Annotated in this window: 13 protein-coding genes; 6 read left to right on the top strand and 7 right to left on the bottom strand. The window is 64.7% G+C overall.

Annotated features, from left to right (window positions below; translation table 11 throughout):
* Nucleotides 1-74: 74 nt before the first annotated feature.
* The 4 genes from ACIU1A_RS30300 to ACIU1A_RS30285 form a co-directional block, all read right to left on the bottom strand.
* Entirely contained in the window at nt 75-1,058 is a 984-nt protein-coding gene (locus ACIU1A_RS30300) for a 2-hydroxyacid dehydrogenase (RefSeq protein WP_404926003.1), read from the bottom strand.
* The gene (locus ACIU1A_RS30295) at nt 1,055-2,077 is read right to left on the bottom strand and encodes a LacI family DNA-binding transcriptional regulator (protein WP_140501249.1); all 1,023 of its coding nucleotides are present in this window, start codon (nt 2,075-2,077) and stop codon (nt 1,055-1,057) included. The genes ACIU1A_RS30300 and ACIU1A_RS30295 overlap by 4 nt, the downstream gene beginning before the upstream one ends.
* Before the next feature lie 67 nt (nt 2,078-2,144).
* Nucleotides 2,145-3,029, bottom strand: coding sequence for a DMT family transporter (locus tag ACIU1A_RS30290; RefSeq protein WP_181165295.1), 885 nt, complete (start codon nt 3,027-3,029; stop codon nt 2,145-2,147).
* A gap of 174 nt (nt 3,030-3,203) precedes the next feature.
* Nucleotides 3,204-3,611, bottom strand: a complete 408-nt coding sequence (locus ACIU1A_RS30285; RefSeq protein ID WP_140558756.1) for a DUF2000 family protein — start codon at nt 3,609-3,611, stop codon at nt 3,204-3,206.
* 49 nt (nt 3,612-3,660) lie between these two features.
* Between ACIU1A_RS30285 and ACIU1A_RS30280 the strand changes: the two genes are divergently transcribed.
* Complete coding sequence (locus ACIU1A_RS30280) at nt 3,661-4,530, top strand: AraC family transcriptional regulator (RefSeq protein ID WP_140501143.1); 870 nt, start codon at nt 3,661-3,663, stop codon at nt 4,528-4,530.
* Between the two features lie 15 nt (nt 4,531-4,545).
* Here the strand turns inward: ACIU1A_RS30280 and ACIU1A_RS30275 are convergent, their stop codons facing one another.
* On the bottom strand, nt 4,546-5,016 hold the full coding sequence (locus ACIU1A_RS30275; RefSeq protein ID WP_140501145.1) for a MarR family winged helix-turn-helix transcriptional regulator: 471 nt from the start codon (nt 5,014-5,016) through the stop codon (nt 4,546-4,548).
* Nucleotides 5,017-5,430: 414 nt separating this feature from the next.
* Between ACIU1A_RS30275 and ACIU1A_RS30270 the strand changes: the two genes are divergently transcribed.
* From ACIU1A_RS30270 to ACIU1A_RS30250, 5 genes are all read left to right on the top strand, one after another.
* On the top strand, nt 5,431-6,510 hold the full coding sequence (locus ACIU1A_RS30270) for a GTP-binding protein (RefSeq protein WP_140501147.1): 1,080 nt from the start codon (nt 5,431-5,433) through the stop codon (nt 6,508-6,510).
* Between the two features lie 128 nt (nt 6,511-6,638).
* Nucleotides 6,639-7,613 (top strand): WD40 repeat domain-containing protein, encoded by a 975-nt coding sequence (locus ACIU1A_RS30265; RefSeq protein WP_404926002.1) that lies wholly within the window; start codon nt 6,639-6,641, stop codon nt 7,611-7,613.
* A gap of 90 nt (nt 7,614-7,703) precedes the next feature.
* Entirely contained in the window at nt 7,704-9,077 is a 1,374-nt protein-coding gene (locus tag ACIU1A_RS30260; protein WP_404926001.1) for an aspartate aminotransferase family protein, read from the top strand.
* 47 nt (nt 9,078-9,124) lie between these two features.
* Nucleotides 9,125-10,510: a glutamine synthetase family protein gene (locus ACIU1A_RS30255; protein WP_404928038.1), complete on the top strand. Its 1,386-nt coding sequence runs from the start codon at nt 9,125-9,127 to the stop codon at nt 10,508-10,510.
* Complete coding sequence (locus ACIU1A_RS30250; protein WP_348641250.1) at nt 10,447-11,244, top strand: UdgX family uracil-DNA binding protein; 798 nt, start codon at nt 10,447-10,449, stop codon at nt 11,242-11,244. Before ACIU1A_RS30255 ends, ACIU1A_RS30250 begins: the two co-directional genes overlap by 64 nt.
* Nucleotides 11,245-11,253: 9 nt before the next feature.
* Here ACIU1A_RS30250 and ACIU1A_RS30245 read toward each other — a convergent pair whose 3' ends face one another.
* Complete coding sequence (locus tag ACIU1A_RS30245) at nt 11,254-12,519, bottom strand: glycerate kinase (protein ID WP_404926000.1); 1,266 nt, start codon at nt 12,517-12,519, stop codon at nt 11,254-11,256.
* 163 nt (nt 12,520-12,682) lie between these two features.
* Complete coding sequence (locus ACIU1A_RS30240) at nt 12,683-13,189, bottom strand: heme-degrading domain-containing protein (RefSeq protein WP_404925999.1); 507 nt, start codon at nt 13,187-13,189, stop codon at nt 12,683-12,685.
* Nucleotides 13,190-13,194: the final 5 nt, after the last annotated feature.

Here is a 13,194-nt window from a genome sequence, read left to right as displayed (position 1 = left end):
CCATGCGTACGGACAGGATGAAGAATGATTTCAAAGGGTTAAGCTGACGTTAATAAATATGGCAGCCCGACCGCTCAGCCGCGCGCCTTCACATGCGCGGTCTCGGGCACAGGTGTGATCGACCGGCGCTCGCTGAACCAGGACACCAGATTGTCGACGCACAGATCCGCCATGGCGCGACGTGTGTGCTCCGACGCCGAACCGACATGCGGCAACAGACTGGCATTGGTCGCGTCAAGCAGCGCCCGCGGCACGTTCGGTTCGTCGGCGAAGACATCGAGCCCGGCGGCGGCGATAGTGCCCTTGGCGAGGGCTGTCGCAAGCGCCGCCTCGTCGACCGTGCTGCCGCGCCCGATATTGACGAAGACGCCGTTGGCGCCAAGCGCCGACAGTATCTCGGCATCGACCGCCTTTTCCGTCGAGGCGCCGCCCGGGACCACCGAAATCAGCGTGTCGACTGTTTCGGCGAGGCCCTTCAGCGTCGGATGATAGGGATAGGACAGGCCCTCGACCCGGCGCCGGTTGTGATAGGCGACGGGCAATCCGAACGCCTCCAGCCGGCGGGCAATAGCGAGCCCGATGCGGCCCATGCCGAAAATGCCGGCGCTGCGGCCGCGCAAGGTAAGCCGGCTCAAGGGATAGTTGCCCTTGCGCTGCCAGCTGCCGTCGCGTAGCCAGGTTTCGGCGCGCGGCAGGTCGCGCACGGTGTTGATCAGCAGGCCGATGGCGGTGTCGGCGACCTCCTCGGTCAGCACATCCGGCGTGTTGGTGACCATGATGCCGTGATCGCCAGCGTGGCGGGCATCGACCGAATCATAGCCGACGCCGAAACTGGCGACGATCTCAAGCTTCGGCAATGCATCCATGAAGGCCGCGCTGATGCCGCCGAACGAGGCGATGGCGCGCACGTTGTCGCGCATATCATCGGTGACCAGGGACGGCTCGGCGCGCTCGATCCCGACACGCCTGAATGTCCGGTCGATGCGCTCGACCGCGTGGTCGTTGAAATGCCCCGGCACCAGGATGGCGACGGTTTGCAGTTGCTCGGGCCTTGTCATGCACGCTCCACCGGCTTGCCGGTCGACTGTCGCACATGCAGTTCCGGCTTGATCAGTTCCTGAGAGGGCCGCACCGTTTGCCCGTTCAGCTTGTCGAGCAGGGCGCTGGCGGCGCGGCGGCCAACCTCGCGCTGACCGTTCCACACGGTGGTCAGCGCCGGCGTGGCGATTGCCGCCTCCTCGAGATCGTCGTAGCCGGTGACCGATATGTCTAGGCCGGGCACCAGGCCGGCGCGCGCGATGCCGTTCATCAGGCCGATGGCGACGAGGTCGTTCCAGCAGCAGGCGGCTGTCGGCTTGTCCTTCAGGGCCAGAAACTGTCCGGCGGCCTCGAAGCCAGCCTGCTTGGTGCGCGGGCCGGGGATGCGCCAGGCCGGCCGCACTTCCAGCCCGGCGGCCTCCATGGCGTTGACATAGCCCTGGTAGCGATCGCGGCCGGTCGAGGTCTGGTCGGTGCCGCCGATCATGGCGATGCGCTTGTGGCCGAGCGAGATCAGGTGATTGGTGGCAAGCCCCGTGCCATAGGCATCGTCGCCGCGAAAAACCGGCACGTCGGCGCCCTCGACGGTGCGCGCGATCAGCACCGCCGGCAGGCCGTTTTCCTCGGCCATCAGAATATCCGAGGCCGGAGTACCGATGGCCGGCGACATGATGACGCCGTCGGCACCGAGCTGCAACAGCGTGTCGATGAAAGTGCGCTGCTTCTCGAGCTGGTCGTAGTGATTGGACAGGATGAAGGTCTGGCGGCTGCGGTCGAGCTCGCTTTCGATCGAGCGCAGGATCTCGGCGAAGAACGGGTTCATGATGTCATGCACGACGACGCCGACAATGCCCGAACGCGAGGTGCGCAGGCTGGCGGCACGGCGGTTGTAGATGTAACCGATGGCGCGGGCATGTTCCTTGATGCGGTCACGGGTGCCGCCTGCGACCAGCGGGCTGTCGCGCAGCGCCAGCGATACCGTGGCCGTGGACACGCCGAGCGCATCCGCGATCGTCGACAGCTTGATCTTCTGTGCCAGCCTTCCCCTCCCCCGTCGTTTTTTTAAACTGTTTAAAGGCGGCCTTATGCCACCCTTCGAGGCTAAATCAAAGTTTTTTTGCCAGCGCTTCCGCCTCGACGTCCAGCACCGCACGATTGCGCAGGCGCAGCCGGTGCTCGCGATGGACGATGTAGAGACCGCTGGCGACGATGACGGCGGCGCCGACGAGCGTCCAGCGGTCGGGGAACTGCTTGAAGACGATGAGCCCGGAAAGGATCATCCACACCATCTGCGAATAGGGATAGGGGGCGAGCGCGGTGGTGGTGGCCATGCGATAGGCCTGCACCAGAAGCCAATGACCGACGCCGCCAAAGACGCCGAGCATGAGCAGGATGAACCAGTGCCAGCCATCATGCGGCAGGGAAAACGAGAACGGCAGCATGGGCAGGAGCACCACCGCCGGGGCCAGTGCCGAAAACAGGATGAGGCTTTCCGATGTCTCGGTCGCCGACATGCGCCGGGTCATGATCACATAGAAGCAGTTCGACAGCATCGAGCCGAGCGCGAACAGGTGGCCGATGCCGAAAACGCCGACTCCCGGCCTTGTGATGATCAGAACCCCGGCGAACGCGGCCAGGATCGCCAGCCACCGCCGCCAGCCCGCCCATTCGCCAAGCAGCGGGCCGGCAAGTGCGGTGATGACCATCGGCCCGAAGAAATAGATCGATGTCGTCTCGGCCAGTTGCAGGGACCGCAGGGCCAGCACGTTGAAGATGGTCGAGCCGAACAGGAACAGCCCGCGCAGGACATGAGCCGGCAGGTTGGCCGGACGGAACCGCGCCGGTTCACGCCAGCCGCGCAACAGCGCGCCGACCAGCACGACATGCACGGCAAAGCGCACCCAGGCGACGACAAGCGCGGAGACGCCGGCTAGGACGAGGTATTTGCTGCTGGTGTCGAGAAAGGTGAAGAAGACATAGGTGGAAAGCATGCACAGGATCGCCACCGGCGGCGTCGCGCTTTCTGAAGATGTTTGGGGAGCACTCACTTGCAGGCCGAATGGAAAGCTGGGCTGAGGCCCACCTTTTTGCGGCAATTGCGGGCGTGCGGCAAGCCAAAAGCGGCTGGCACAACAAGAGCTGCGGACAGGCTCAGGCCCGGGTCGTCAGGGATGCATGCGAGCACCCTTGGTGATCTTGTCGACCGTCTTCTTGTCGGCGCGCAATGCGATGCCGACAACCTTGGCGTCTTCCGGCGCGAATTCGGCGAAGACGGCGCGGTTGGCGGCGTCGAACCCGGTCGAGAACATCTCCTCGACATAGAGCGAGCTCGTTACTCCGCGCTCCAGGGCGCGGCTGTGGATTGCGCCGAGTGTCGCCTGGTCGGCGGACAGCACGATGACGGGCTGGATCGACAGCGGGTTGTAGACATTGCCGGCGCGGTCACGATAGGGCTCGCCGATGAGATCGGGGAACTGCGCGACGACGCCGCTGGTCAGGAATGCTGTGACGTTGAGTTTTTGCCAGACCGGCAGATCATCCCTGAGCACGATTGCAAATTTCGTATCGAACATGAGACAGTGACCATTCGGGGTTGTGCCCCTTTCAAGGCGAAAGGAAGCGATGTCGCTCGATCTAGGCAGCCAGGCGTTCCAGGGTCTTGGACGTTTGTGCGCGGAGGCCGCGGAAAACTGCATCATTGCCGCCTGCGATCCTGCCGGCATGGAGCGCATCGAGGCGCGATTCCACGGCAGCGCCTTCGACCTGCATCGCCACGACACCTATGCGATCGGGGTGACGCTGCAAGGCGTGCAGAGCTTTCGCTATCGCGGTGCGGTGCGGCATAGCCTGCCCGGCCAGATCATCGTCCTGCATCCCGACGAACTGCATGATGGCGGCGCCGGAACCGAGGACGGGCTGCGCTACAGGATCCTCTATCTGGAACCGTCACTGATGCTGGACTGCCTCGGCGGCGCATCGCTGCCTTTCGTCAGGCAGGCCGTGGTGGCGGACGAACGCCTGCGCGCGACCTTGCTTTCGGCGCTGGGTCCGCTGGAGGAGGAACTCGATGAGCTGTTCGTCGCCGACTTCCTGGCGCAACTGATGCAAGGGCTCGCCCGCCATGCCGGCCAGCCGGCGAGAGCGGTGCCGGGAACGGCCTGGCGGGCGGCCGCTCTGGCGCGCGACTATCTCACGGAAAACTCTGCCCGGCCCGTGCGATCCGACGAGTTGGAGGCGGTTACCGGGTTCGACCGCTATGCCTTGTCCAGGCATTTCCGCGCCGCTTTCTCCACCAGCCCGCATCGTTTCCTTTTGATGCGCCGGCTTCAGCGCGCGCGACGCATGATCGCCGCCGGCGAGCCGCTGGCACAGATCGCGGCCGAGGCCGGTTTCAGCGACCAAAGCCACTTCAACAGGCAATTCAAGAAGGCATTCGGCATGACGCCGGGACGCTGGTCTTCGCTGATCCGTGGGGCCGCAGCGGCAGCCTGATCACCGCACCGGCGGTCAGTCGTCCGACTCGGCGTCGTCGTCGATCAAGGCCAGTTCTTCGTTCGAAAGATTGGCCTCGATGCGGGCAAGAAATTTGAACAGCGCCTTCTGGTCCTTCTTGTCGAGGCCCTTCAGCGCCTGCTTTTCGGTCTTCTTCACCGACTTTTCGATGGCGCGGATGGTCTCGCGACCGGTGTCGGTGAGAAAGATATGCGCCTGGCGGGCATCGGCGTCGGAGGCGCGCTTTTGCAGAAAACCCTGTGCCTGCAGCCGATTGATGGTCTTGGTGATGGTGGGCGGGCGCACGCCGAGCCGGCCAGCCAGATTGCCCGGGGTCTGGCCGTCCTCGCGGTCGAGCGCCAGCATGATCTGGTCCTGGCCGGCATAGAAGCCATGCGCCAGCAGCCGTGCCGCAAGCGCTGTTCTTGCCAGCCTTGCCGCCGAATGCAGCCGGCTCATTGTCGCAGTCTTGTCCGCCTTGGCCATGGTCATCCCTCTTCGGCCATACCGGTGCGGGCAGCATAGACGCAGCCGGCCGGTTGGCAATCGACGATCAAAAAAGATTCCGGCGCCTGAAACAGCTTTGCCGGCAAGCATTGCGGTACCCGCCGTGGCTAATGCCAGATGATTATTTCAGTTAGATGACAAACGACTTTTCGCGAAAGCGATTGCGGTGGATCGGCCGGCCGTGGTCGTCCACAGGCTCTTTTTGCGCACCGATACCGCATGGCCTGCAGGGCGCCGCCAGCCGCCTAGTTCGACGAGACGCTGACCTAGGGATTGGACCGCAGCCATTCGCGGTTTGCCTCGTGCAAAAGCCCGCCGCGCATCCTATATGGAGCCGACAATCCCTTTCGAGGCCGCCGAAATCTTTCAAGGCCCATCCATTCGAGGCAAGCCATGAGCGACGCACAGACGCAGATCCCCGTAACCGTTCTGACCGGCTATCTCGGCGCCGGCAAGACGACGCTGCTCAACCGCATCCTGTCGGAAAACCACGGCAGGCGCTACGCCGTCATCGTCAACGAATTCGGCGAGATCGGCATCGACAACGACCTGATCGTGGAGTCCGACGAGGAAATCTACGAGATGAACAATGGCTGCGTTTGCTGCACGGTGCGCGGCGACCTGATCCGCGTCGTTGAGGGCCTGATGCGCCGGCCCGGCCGCTTCGACGCCATCGTGGTGGAGACCACGGGTCTCGCCGATCCGGTGCCGGTGGCGCAGACCTTCTTCATGGACGACGACGTGCGCTCCAAGACCAAACTCGACGCGGTGGTGGCGCTGGTCGACGCCAAGCACCTGCCGCTCAGGCTGAAGGATTCCAAGGAAGCCGAGGACCAGATCGCCTTCGCCGACGTCGTCGTGCTCAACAAGACCGACCTCGTCACACCAGAAGAACTGGCCAAGGTCGAAGCGACGATCCGCGCCATCAACCCGGCCGCAAGGATCCATCGCACCACCCGCGCCGGCGTGGCGCTGTCGGAAGTGCTCGACCGCGGCGCCTTCGACCTGTCCAGGGCGCTGGAGAACGACCCGCATTTCCTCGAGGCGCATGACGACCACCATGGTCATGATCATGATCATGACCACGACCACGATCATCACCACCACGATCATGACGGGCACGATCATGACCACGATGGACACGACCATCACGCGCACCCATCCGACATCCATGACGTGACGGTGCAGTCGGTTTCGCTGCGGGGAGGCGAGATGGATCCGAAGAAATTCTTCCCCTGGATCGAGAAGGTCACCCAGATGGAGGGGCCGAACATCCTGCGCCTGAAAGGCATCATCGCCTTGAAGGGCGACGACGAGCGCTACGTCATCCAGGGCGTGCACATGATCATCGAGGGCGACCACCAGCGCGCCTGGAAAGACGGCGAGAAGCATGAGAGCCGGCTGGTGTTCATCGGTCGCGAACTGGACCCCGAACGGCTGAGGAAGAGCTTCGAGGCCTGCCAGGCCGCTTGATTTCCGGACTTTATGGCGGTAGCGCTGCCCGCTCTTCCTTCTCCCCTTGCGGGAGAGGGTGGGGCCGCGCCTGGCGCGCTGGCGGCTCCCGAGACGACCAGCTACAATCTGGAATGGACCTGTCCTACATGCCGACCGTCGCCCCGCTTGATCTCGAAGGCCATTGCCTTGCCGCCGCCTTCCTCCGCGACGTGCCGCATTTCGCGCTGGCCGACGGCACCGTCCATCGGCTCGACAATGGCCACAAGACGGTGCAGGCCAATGACGGGCTGCTCGCGGCCTTCCACGATGCCGCCAATGACCGGCTGCTCACCGGCGGCGAAGACGGCAAGGTGTTTGCGGTGAAAGCGGGCGGCGAGGCCAAGGAATTGGCGAGCGCGGGCAAGAAGTGGGTCACCAGCGTCGCCGCTGGCCCGCAAGGCGCCATCGCCTACGCTACAGGCAAGACCGCCTATGTGCGCTTTGCCGACGGCCACACAAAAGAGTTCGCCCATCCGCGTTCGGTCGAGGGGCTGGCATTTTCGCCCAAGGGCATGCGCTTCGGCGTCGCGCGCTACAATGGCGCGACGCTGCATTTCCCGGCCGCCGAGGGCAAGCCGGTGGAGCTCGAATGGGCCGGCGCCCATACCGGCATCACCTTCTCGCCGGATGGCGCCTTCCTGGTCACCACCATGCAGGAAAACGCGCTGCACGGCTGGAAGCTGGCAGACGGCAAGCATATGCGCATGAGCGGCTATCCCGCCAAGGTCAAAAGCCTGTCATGGAGCGTGAAAGGCAAGTGGCTGGCGAGTTCCGGCGCGCCGGCGGCGATCGTCTGGCCGTTTTCAGGCAAGGACGGGCCGATGGGCAAGGCGCCGCTGGAACTCGGCACGCGCGGCAATGCGATGGTGACCTCAGTCGCCTGCCATCCAAGCCAGGATGTCGTCGCCATCGGCTATGAGGACGGCATGGTGATGGCGGTGCGTTTTTCCGACGCCAAGGAGGTGCTGTTGCGCCGCCCCGGCAAGGGCGCCATCACCTCGATGATGTGGGACTGGGAGGAACGCCGCATCGCCTTCGGCAGTGCCGCCGGCGACTGCGGCGTTATCGACATCACGGGTTAGAGGAGTAGGGCAATATGGGAGCGGGTTTAGAGCATCCGGGCCGTTGAGCGCCTACCCCACTACTCCACTACTGCGCCAAAGAGGGGTTTCATGCACAGCGCCCACACGTCCATTGGCGGCGTCAGCCGCGACCGCATTGCCGCATTGCGGGACGCCGAAGGCGCCCGCTTCCGCAAGGCGCGGCCGAAATCGCAGGCCAAGGCCGGCAACGGCCTGCCTGGCTTCTTCGGCGGCGTGCCGATGCACTGGATGAACGACTGGCCGACTCCGTTTCCGATCCTGGTCGAGAGCGCCAAAGGCGCTACGATCACCGACATCGACGGCAACAGGCTCGACGATTTCTGCCTCGGCGACACCGGATCGATGTTCGGCCATTCGCCGCCGGCGATAGCGCGCGCCATCCGCCGGCAGGCCGGACGCGGCCTGACATACATGCTGCCTTCGGAAGATGCGCTCGCCATTGGACCGCTGCTGCAACAGCGCTTCGGCCTGCCGTTCTGGCAGATCGCCACGACGGCGACCGATGCCAACCGCTTCGCGCTGCGCGTTGCCCGCGCCGTCACCGGGCGAGAAAAGATATTGGTTTTCAACGGCTGTTATCACGGCTCTGTCGACGAGACGATGGTGCGCCTGATCGACGGCAAGCCGGCCAACCGGCCCGGATTGGCCGGAGAATTCCGCGACCTGACCCGCATGGCCAAGGTCATCGAGTTCAACGACGTTGCCGCGCTGGAGGCAGCGCTCAGGGACAAGGATGTCGCCTGCGTCATCGCCGAACCGGTGCTGACCAATTCCTGCATGGTGCTGGCCGATCCCGGTTTCCACGAGGCGCTGCGAAAGCTGACCCGCGCGGCCGGCACGCTGCTTCTGATCGACGAGACGCATACGATCTCGACCGGACCGGGCGGCTATTCCGCGAAATACGGGCTGGAGCCGGACCTGTTCGTGCTAGGCAAGCCGATCGCTGGTGGTGTACCGGCAAGCGTATGGGGCATGAGCGAAGAGGTCGCCTCGCGCTACGCCGACTACAACAGGACGAAAGAGCCGGGTTATTCCGGCATGGGCACGACGCTCTCGGCCAATCCTCTGCAATTCGCCGCGATGCGCGCCGCGCTCGAAGAAGTGATGACGGCCGAGAACTACGACCGCATGGATCATCTGGCGCGGCGGCTCGATGCTGGGCTGACCAAGGTCATCGACCGCTACCGCCTGCCATGGCATGTCGCCCGCGTCGGCGCCCGCGTCGAATTCATCTGCGCGCCGGGCCCGCTGCGCAATGGGGCGGAGGCGGAGGCCGCGCACGCGCCGGAACTCGAAGCCGCCATCCATGTCGCGCTGGTCAATCGCGGCGTGCTTATCGCGCCCTTCCACAATATGATGCTGATCTCTCCGGCGACCACTGGCGCCCAGGTCAACCGGCTGATCACCGCCTTCGGCGCAGTTGCGGCGGAGCTTGCGGCATGAGACAAGCCACCCAACAGACAGGCGCGCAAGCCAGGCCGGGCTCCATCATGACTTCACCTTCGGGCTCGACGCCCACCGAGGCGCACGCCTTTCTCGACGCCCATCCTGAGATCGAAGCCTTCGATATCGTGCTGACCGATGCCAACGGCGTCGGCCGTGGCAAGATCGTGCGCCGGCACGAGCTGAAAGCCATCTTCGAAGGCGGCCGGCACATGCCGATCTCGATCCTCGGCCTCGACATCACCGGCGAGGACGTGCACGAGACCGGGCTGATCTGGACCACCGGCGACGGCGATCTGCGCGCCTGGCCGATTCCTGGCACGCTGGTGCCGCTCCACGGGACCAACCCGCCGCGCGGCCAGGTGCTGATGGCGATGTATCATCTCGACGGCGCGCCGATGTCATCGGACCCGCGGCTGGCGCTGGCAAGGCAGGTCGACATATTGGCGTCCAAGGGGCTGTACCCGGCCGGCGCCTTCGAGCTCGAATTTTTTCTCCTCGCCAATGAGCGCGACAGCGACGGCAAGGTGCAGCCGGCGCACGCCGTGCTGGATGGCCGCGTCTCGGGCAAGACCGAGGTCTACTCGGTCGACCATCTGCACGGCATGGAGCCGCTGTTTACAGACATCTATGCCGCGGCCAAGGCACAGGGCATTCCGGCCGAGACCGTGATTTCCGAATATGCGCCCGGCCAGTACGAATTGACGCTGAACTACCGCAAGGATGTGATGCGGGCGGCCGACGACCTCGTCATGCTGAAGCGGCTGGTTCGGGCGCAGGCGCGCCGCCATGGCGTCACCGCTTGCTTCATGGCCAAACCGATCGAGAAATATGCCGGCTCCGGCATGCATTTCCACGTCTCACTGCAGGACAAGGCTGGCCGAAACGTTTTTTCGGAGGCCGGTGGCGAGAGCTGGTCGCTGCCGCTGCTGCGCGGGCTGGGCGGCCTGATCCAGACCATGGCGGAATCGATGCTGGTGTTTGCGCCGCACGCGAATTCCTGGCGGCGCTTCGTCTCGCAATCCTATGCACCGGTGGCGCCGACCTGGGGCGTCAACAACCGGTCGGTGGCGCTGCGCGTGCCGGCGGGCGACGCCAGGAACCGGCGCATCGAGCATCGGCCGTCAGGCGTCGACGCCAACCCGTATCTGATTGCGGCAACCGTGCTTGCCGGCATTGTCAAAGGGCTCGACGAAGGCCTCGACCCCGGCCCCGAGACCACCGGCAACGGCTATGAGGCGGCGGTGACGCGCACCACAATGCCGGTCGACTGGCGCGCGGCGATCGAGGCGGCCAGGGCGTCCAGCTTCCTCAAAGGTGCGCTTGGCGAAGACCTGCACCGCACCTTCGTGGCGATCAAGCAGTCCGAATACCTGCGCGTGGCGCGCACGGTCAGCGAGCTGGACTATCACCTCTATCTGCACGAGGTCTGAGCCTTCGGAGGAACCATCGCCCTTCCCGTCCATTTCAGTGTCAGAACCGACAGGACAGGATGATGGCGACCACAGGCCAAACGCATGAAGCGAAGAGGCCGGCCAGGCGCATTTCCGGGCCGTCCGACGAGCCACTGCCAGATGTCACCTCGATCTCGGAGCTGCGTGAGGTAGCGAAGGCTTGCCACCGCTGCCCGCTGTGGCGCGATGCGACGCAGACCGTGTTCGGCGAAGGGCCTGACGGCGCGAAGGTGATTTTCGTCGGCGAGCAGCCCGGCGATCAGGAAGATCTCGCCGGCGCTCCCTTCGTTGGCCCGGCCGGCAGGGTGTTCGACGCCATACTGGACGACGCCGGGGTCGACCGCCAGAAAGTCTACGTCACCAATGCGGTCAAGCACTTCAAGTTCGAGCCGCGCGGCAAGCGTCGCATTCATTCCAAGCCGAACGCCGGCGAGATTCAGGCGTGCCGCTGGTGGCTCGACCAGGAATTCGGACTGATCAAACCGAACCTTGCCGTGGCGCTTGGCGCAACGGCGGCATTGTCGCTGCTCGGCAAGGCGGTTCCGGTGACGAAGATGCGCGGCCAGGCGATCGAGCGGGAAGATGGCATGCGTGTGTTCATCACCATTCATCCCTCCTTCATCCTGCGCATCCGTGACCGTGCGGACAAGGAGGCCGAGCGAGAACGGTTCCTTGACGACATGAAGCAGGTGAAGCGGCTGATGGCTGCCTGATCCAAACGATTAGCGAATCAGGATGGCCCTGAGATCGTTGACATTGGTGCCGGTCGGACCGGGCACGAACAGATCGCCGACCGCGTTGAAAGCCGTCCAGGCATTGTTGCCTGCCAGCATCGCCTTGGCGTCGATGCCGGCCGCGCGCATGCGCGCGACCGTGAAACCATCGGCGAAGGCGCCGGCATTGTCCTCCGAGCCGTCGATGCCGTCGGTGTCGGCGGCCAGGGCGTGAATGCCCTTGACATCATTGATGCCGATGGCGAAGGCGAGCAGGAATTCGGAGTTGCGGCCGCCTTTCCCCTTGGCACGCAGCGTCACCGTGGTCTCGCCGCCGGACAGGATCAGCACCGGCTTTGAGAAAGGCCGATTGCGTGTCGCTACTTCGCGCGCGATGGCCGCGTGAACCCCGCCCACCTCGCGGGCTTCGCCTTCGATGGCATCCGAGAGAATGACAGCTTCGATGCCCTGTCGGCTCGCTTCCGCTGCGGCTGCTTCGAGCGACACGCCGGCGGAGGCGATCAGATGCACCTCGTTGCGCGAAAAGCGCTCATCCCCGGGAATTGGTGCATCGGCGGCCGGTGAATTGATATGCGCCATGACCGAGGCCGGCAGGTTCATGCCGTAGGCTGATATCGACGCCAGCGCATCCGCCCGGCTGCCGGTGTCGGGAACGGTCGGGCCGGATGCGACCAGCGCCGGATTGTCACCGGGAATATCGGAGACGACCAGCGACACCATTTTGGCCGGCCAGGCGGCGGCGGCCAGCCGGCCTCCCTTGATGGTGGAAAGATGCTTGCGGATGGTGTTCATCGCCGCGATCGGCGCGCCCGACGCCAGCAGCGCCTCGTTGACGGCGATCTCGTCGGCCAATGTCAGGCCGATTGCCGGTGACGGCAGCAGCGCCGAACCGCCGCCGGAAATCAGCGCCACCACCAGATCGTCGGCGGTCAGCCCTTGCACCTTCCCGAGCAGCCGCCGCGAAGCCTCGAGCCCGGCGGCGTCCGGCACCGGATGCGCCGCCTCGATGATCTCAATGCGCTCACATTTCGCGCCATAGCCGTAGCGGGTGACGACCAGTCCTTCGATCGGACCGTCCCACGCTTTCTCGAAGGCCGCCGCCATCTGCGCCGAGCCTTTGCCGGCGCCGATCACGATGGTGCGGCCCCTGGGCCTGGCCGGCAAATGATCGCGGATGGTCTTTTCCGGATCGGCGGCGGCGACGGCGGCGTTGAAAATGGAAGTGAGGAAGGATTTGGGATCGGTAATGGTCATATCTGGCAGCCAGCAGCGTTTCGCGCATTCTTGCAAGGCTGGCCCTGCCCCTCCCCCTTACCTTCTCCCCTTGAAAATCGGGGAGAAGGTGCCAGTCCACCCTCCGCAGCTGCTGCGCAGCTGCTGCGGAGAACGGGCAGGCGGATGAGGGGCGGCGCCGACGTCACGACTTTTCTTCCGGCGGCAATACCAATTCGCGCTTGTCGATGCCCAGATGATCACACAGCGCATCGACCACCACGCCATGATCCTGGCGCTCCGGCAGGCCCGAAACGGCGATGACGCCGATGACCCCGACACCCTTGACCGTGACGGGAAAGCCGCCGCCGGCCAGCACGTAGTCGGCAATATCCAGGCCCTCGCCGATCTTGAAGGTGCGGTCGGGGCGCTGCTGTTCCAGCACCATGCGGTAAGTGCTTTTCAGGAACCGCTTGACGACGTTGATCTTGCGCCGCGCCCAGTCGGGATTGGAAGCGTTCGAGCCCGGCATGGCGGCATAGAACAGCGGTCGGTCGAAGGTCCTGATGTCGACGATGATCGGGAGATTTTCGGCGAGCGCCCGGTCGCGGATCGCGGATCCGATACTGAACGCGACCGCCTCGTCGAAGGCGGGAAAGACAAGGACTTCCTCCTGTCTCTTGATCAGAGCGATGTCTTCGGCAACGGCCATGTCGT

Source organism: Mesorhizobium maamorense, from assembly GCF_044998965.1.
Lineage (GTDB): Bacteria > Pseudomonadota > Alphaproteobacteria > Rhizobiales > Rhizobiaceae > Mesorhizobium.
Note: the sequence above shows the minus strand (reverse complement) of the source record. Positions and strands in the feature narration are given on the sequence as shown.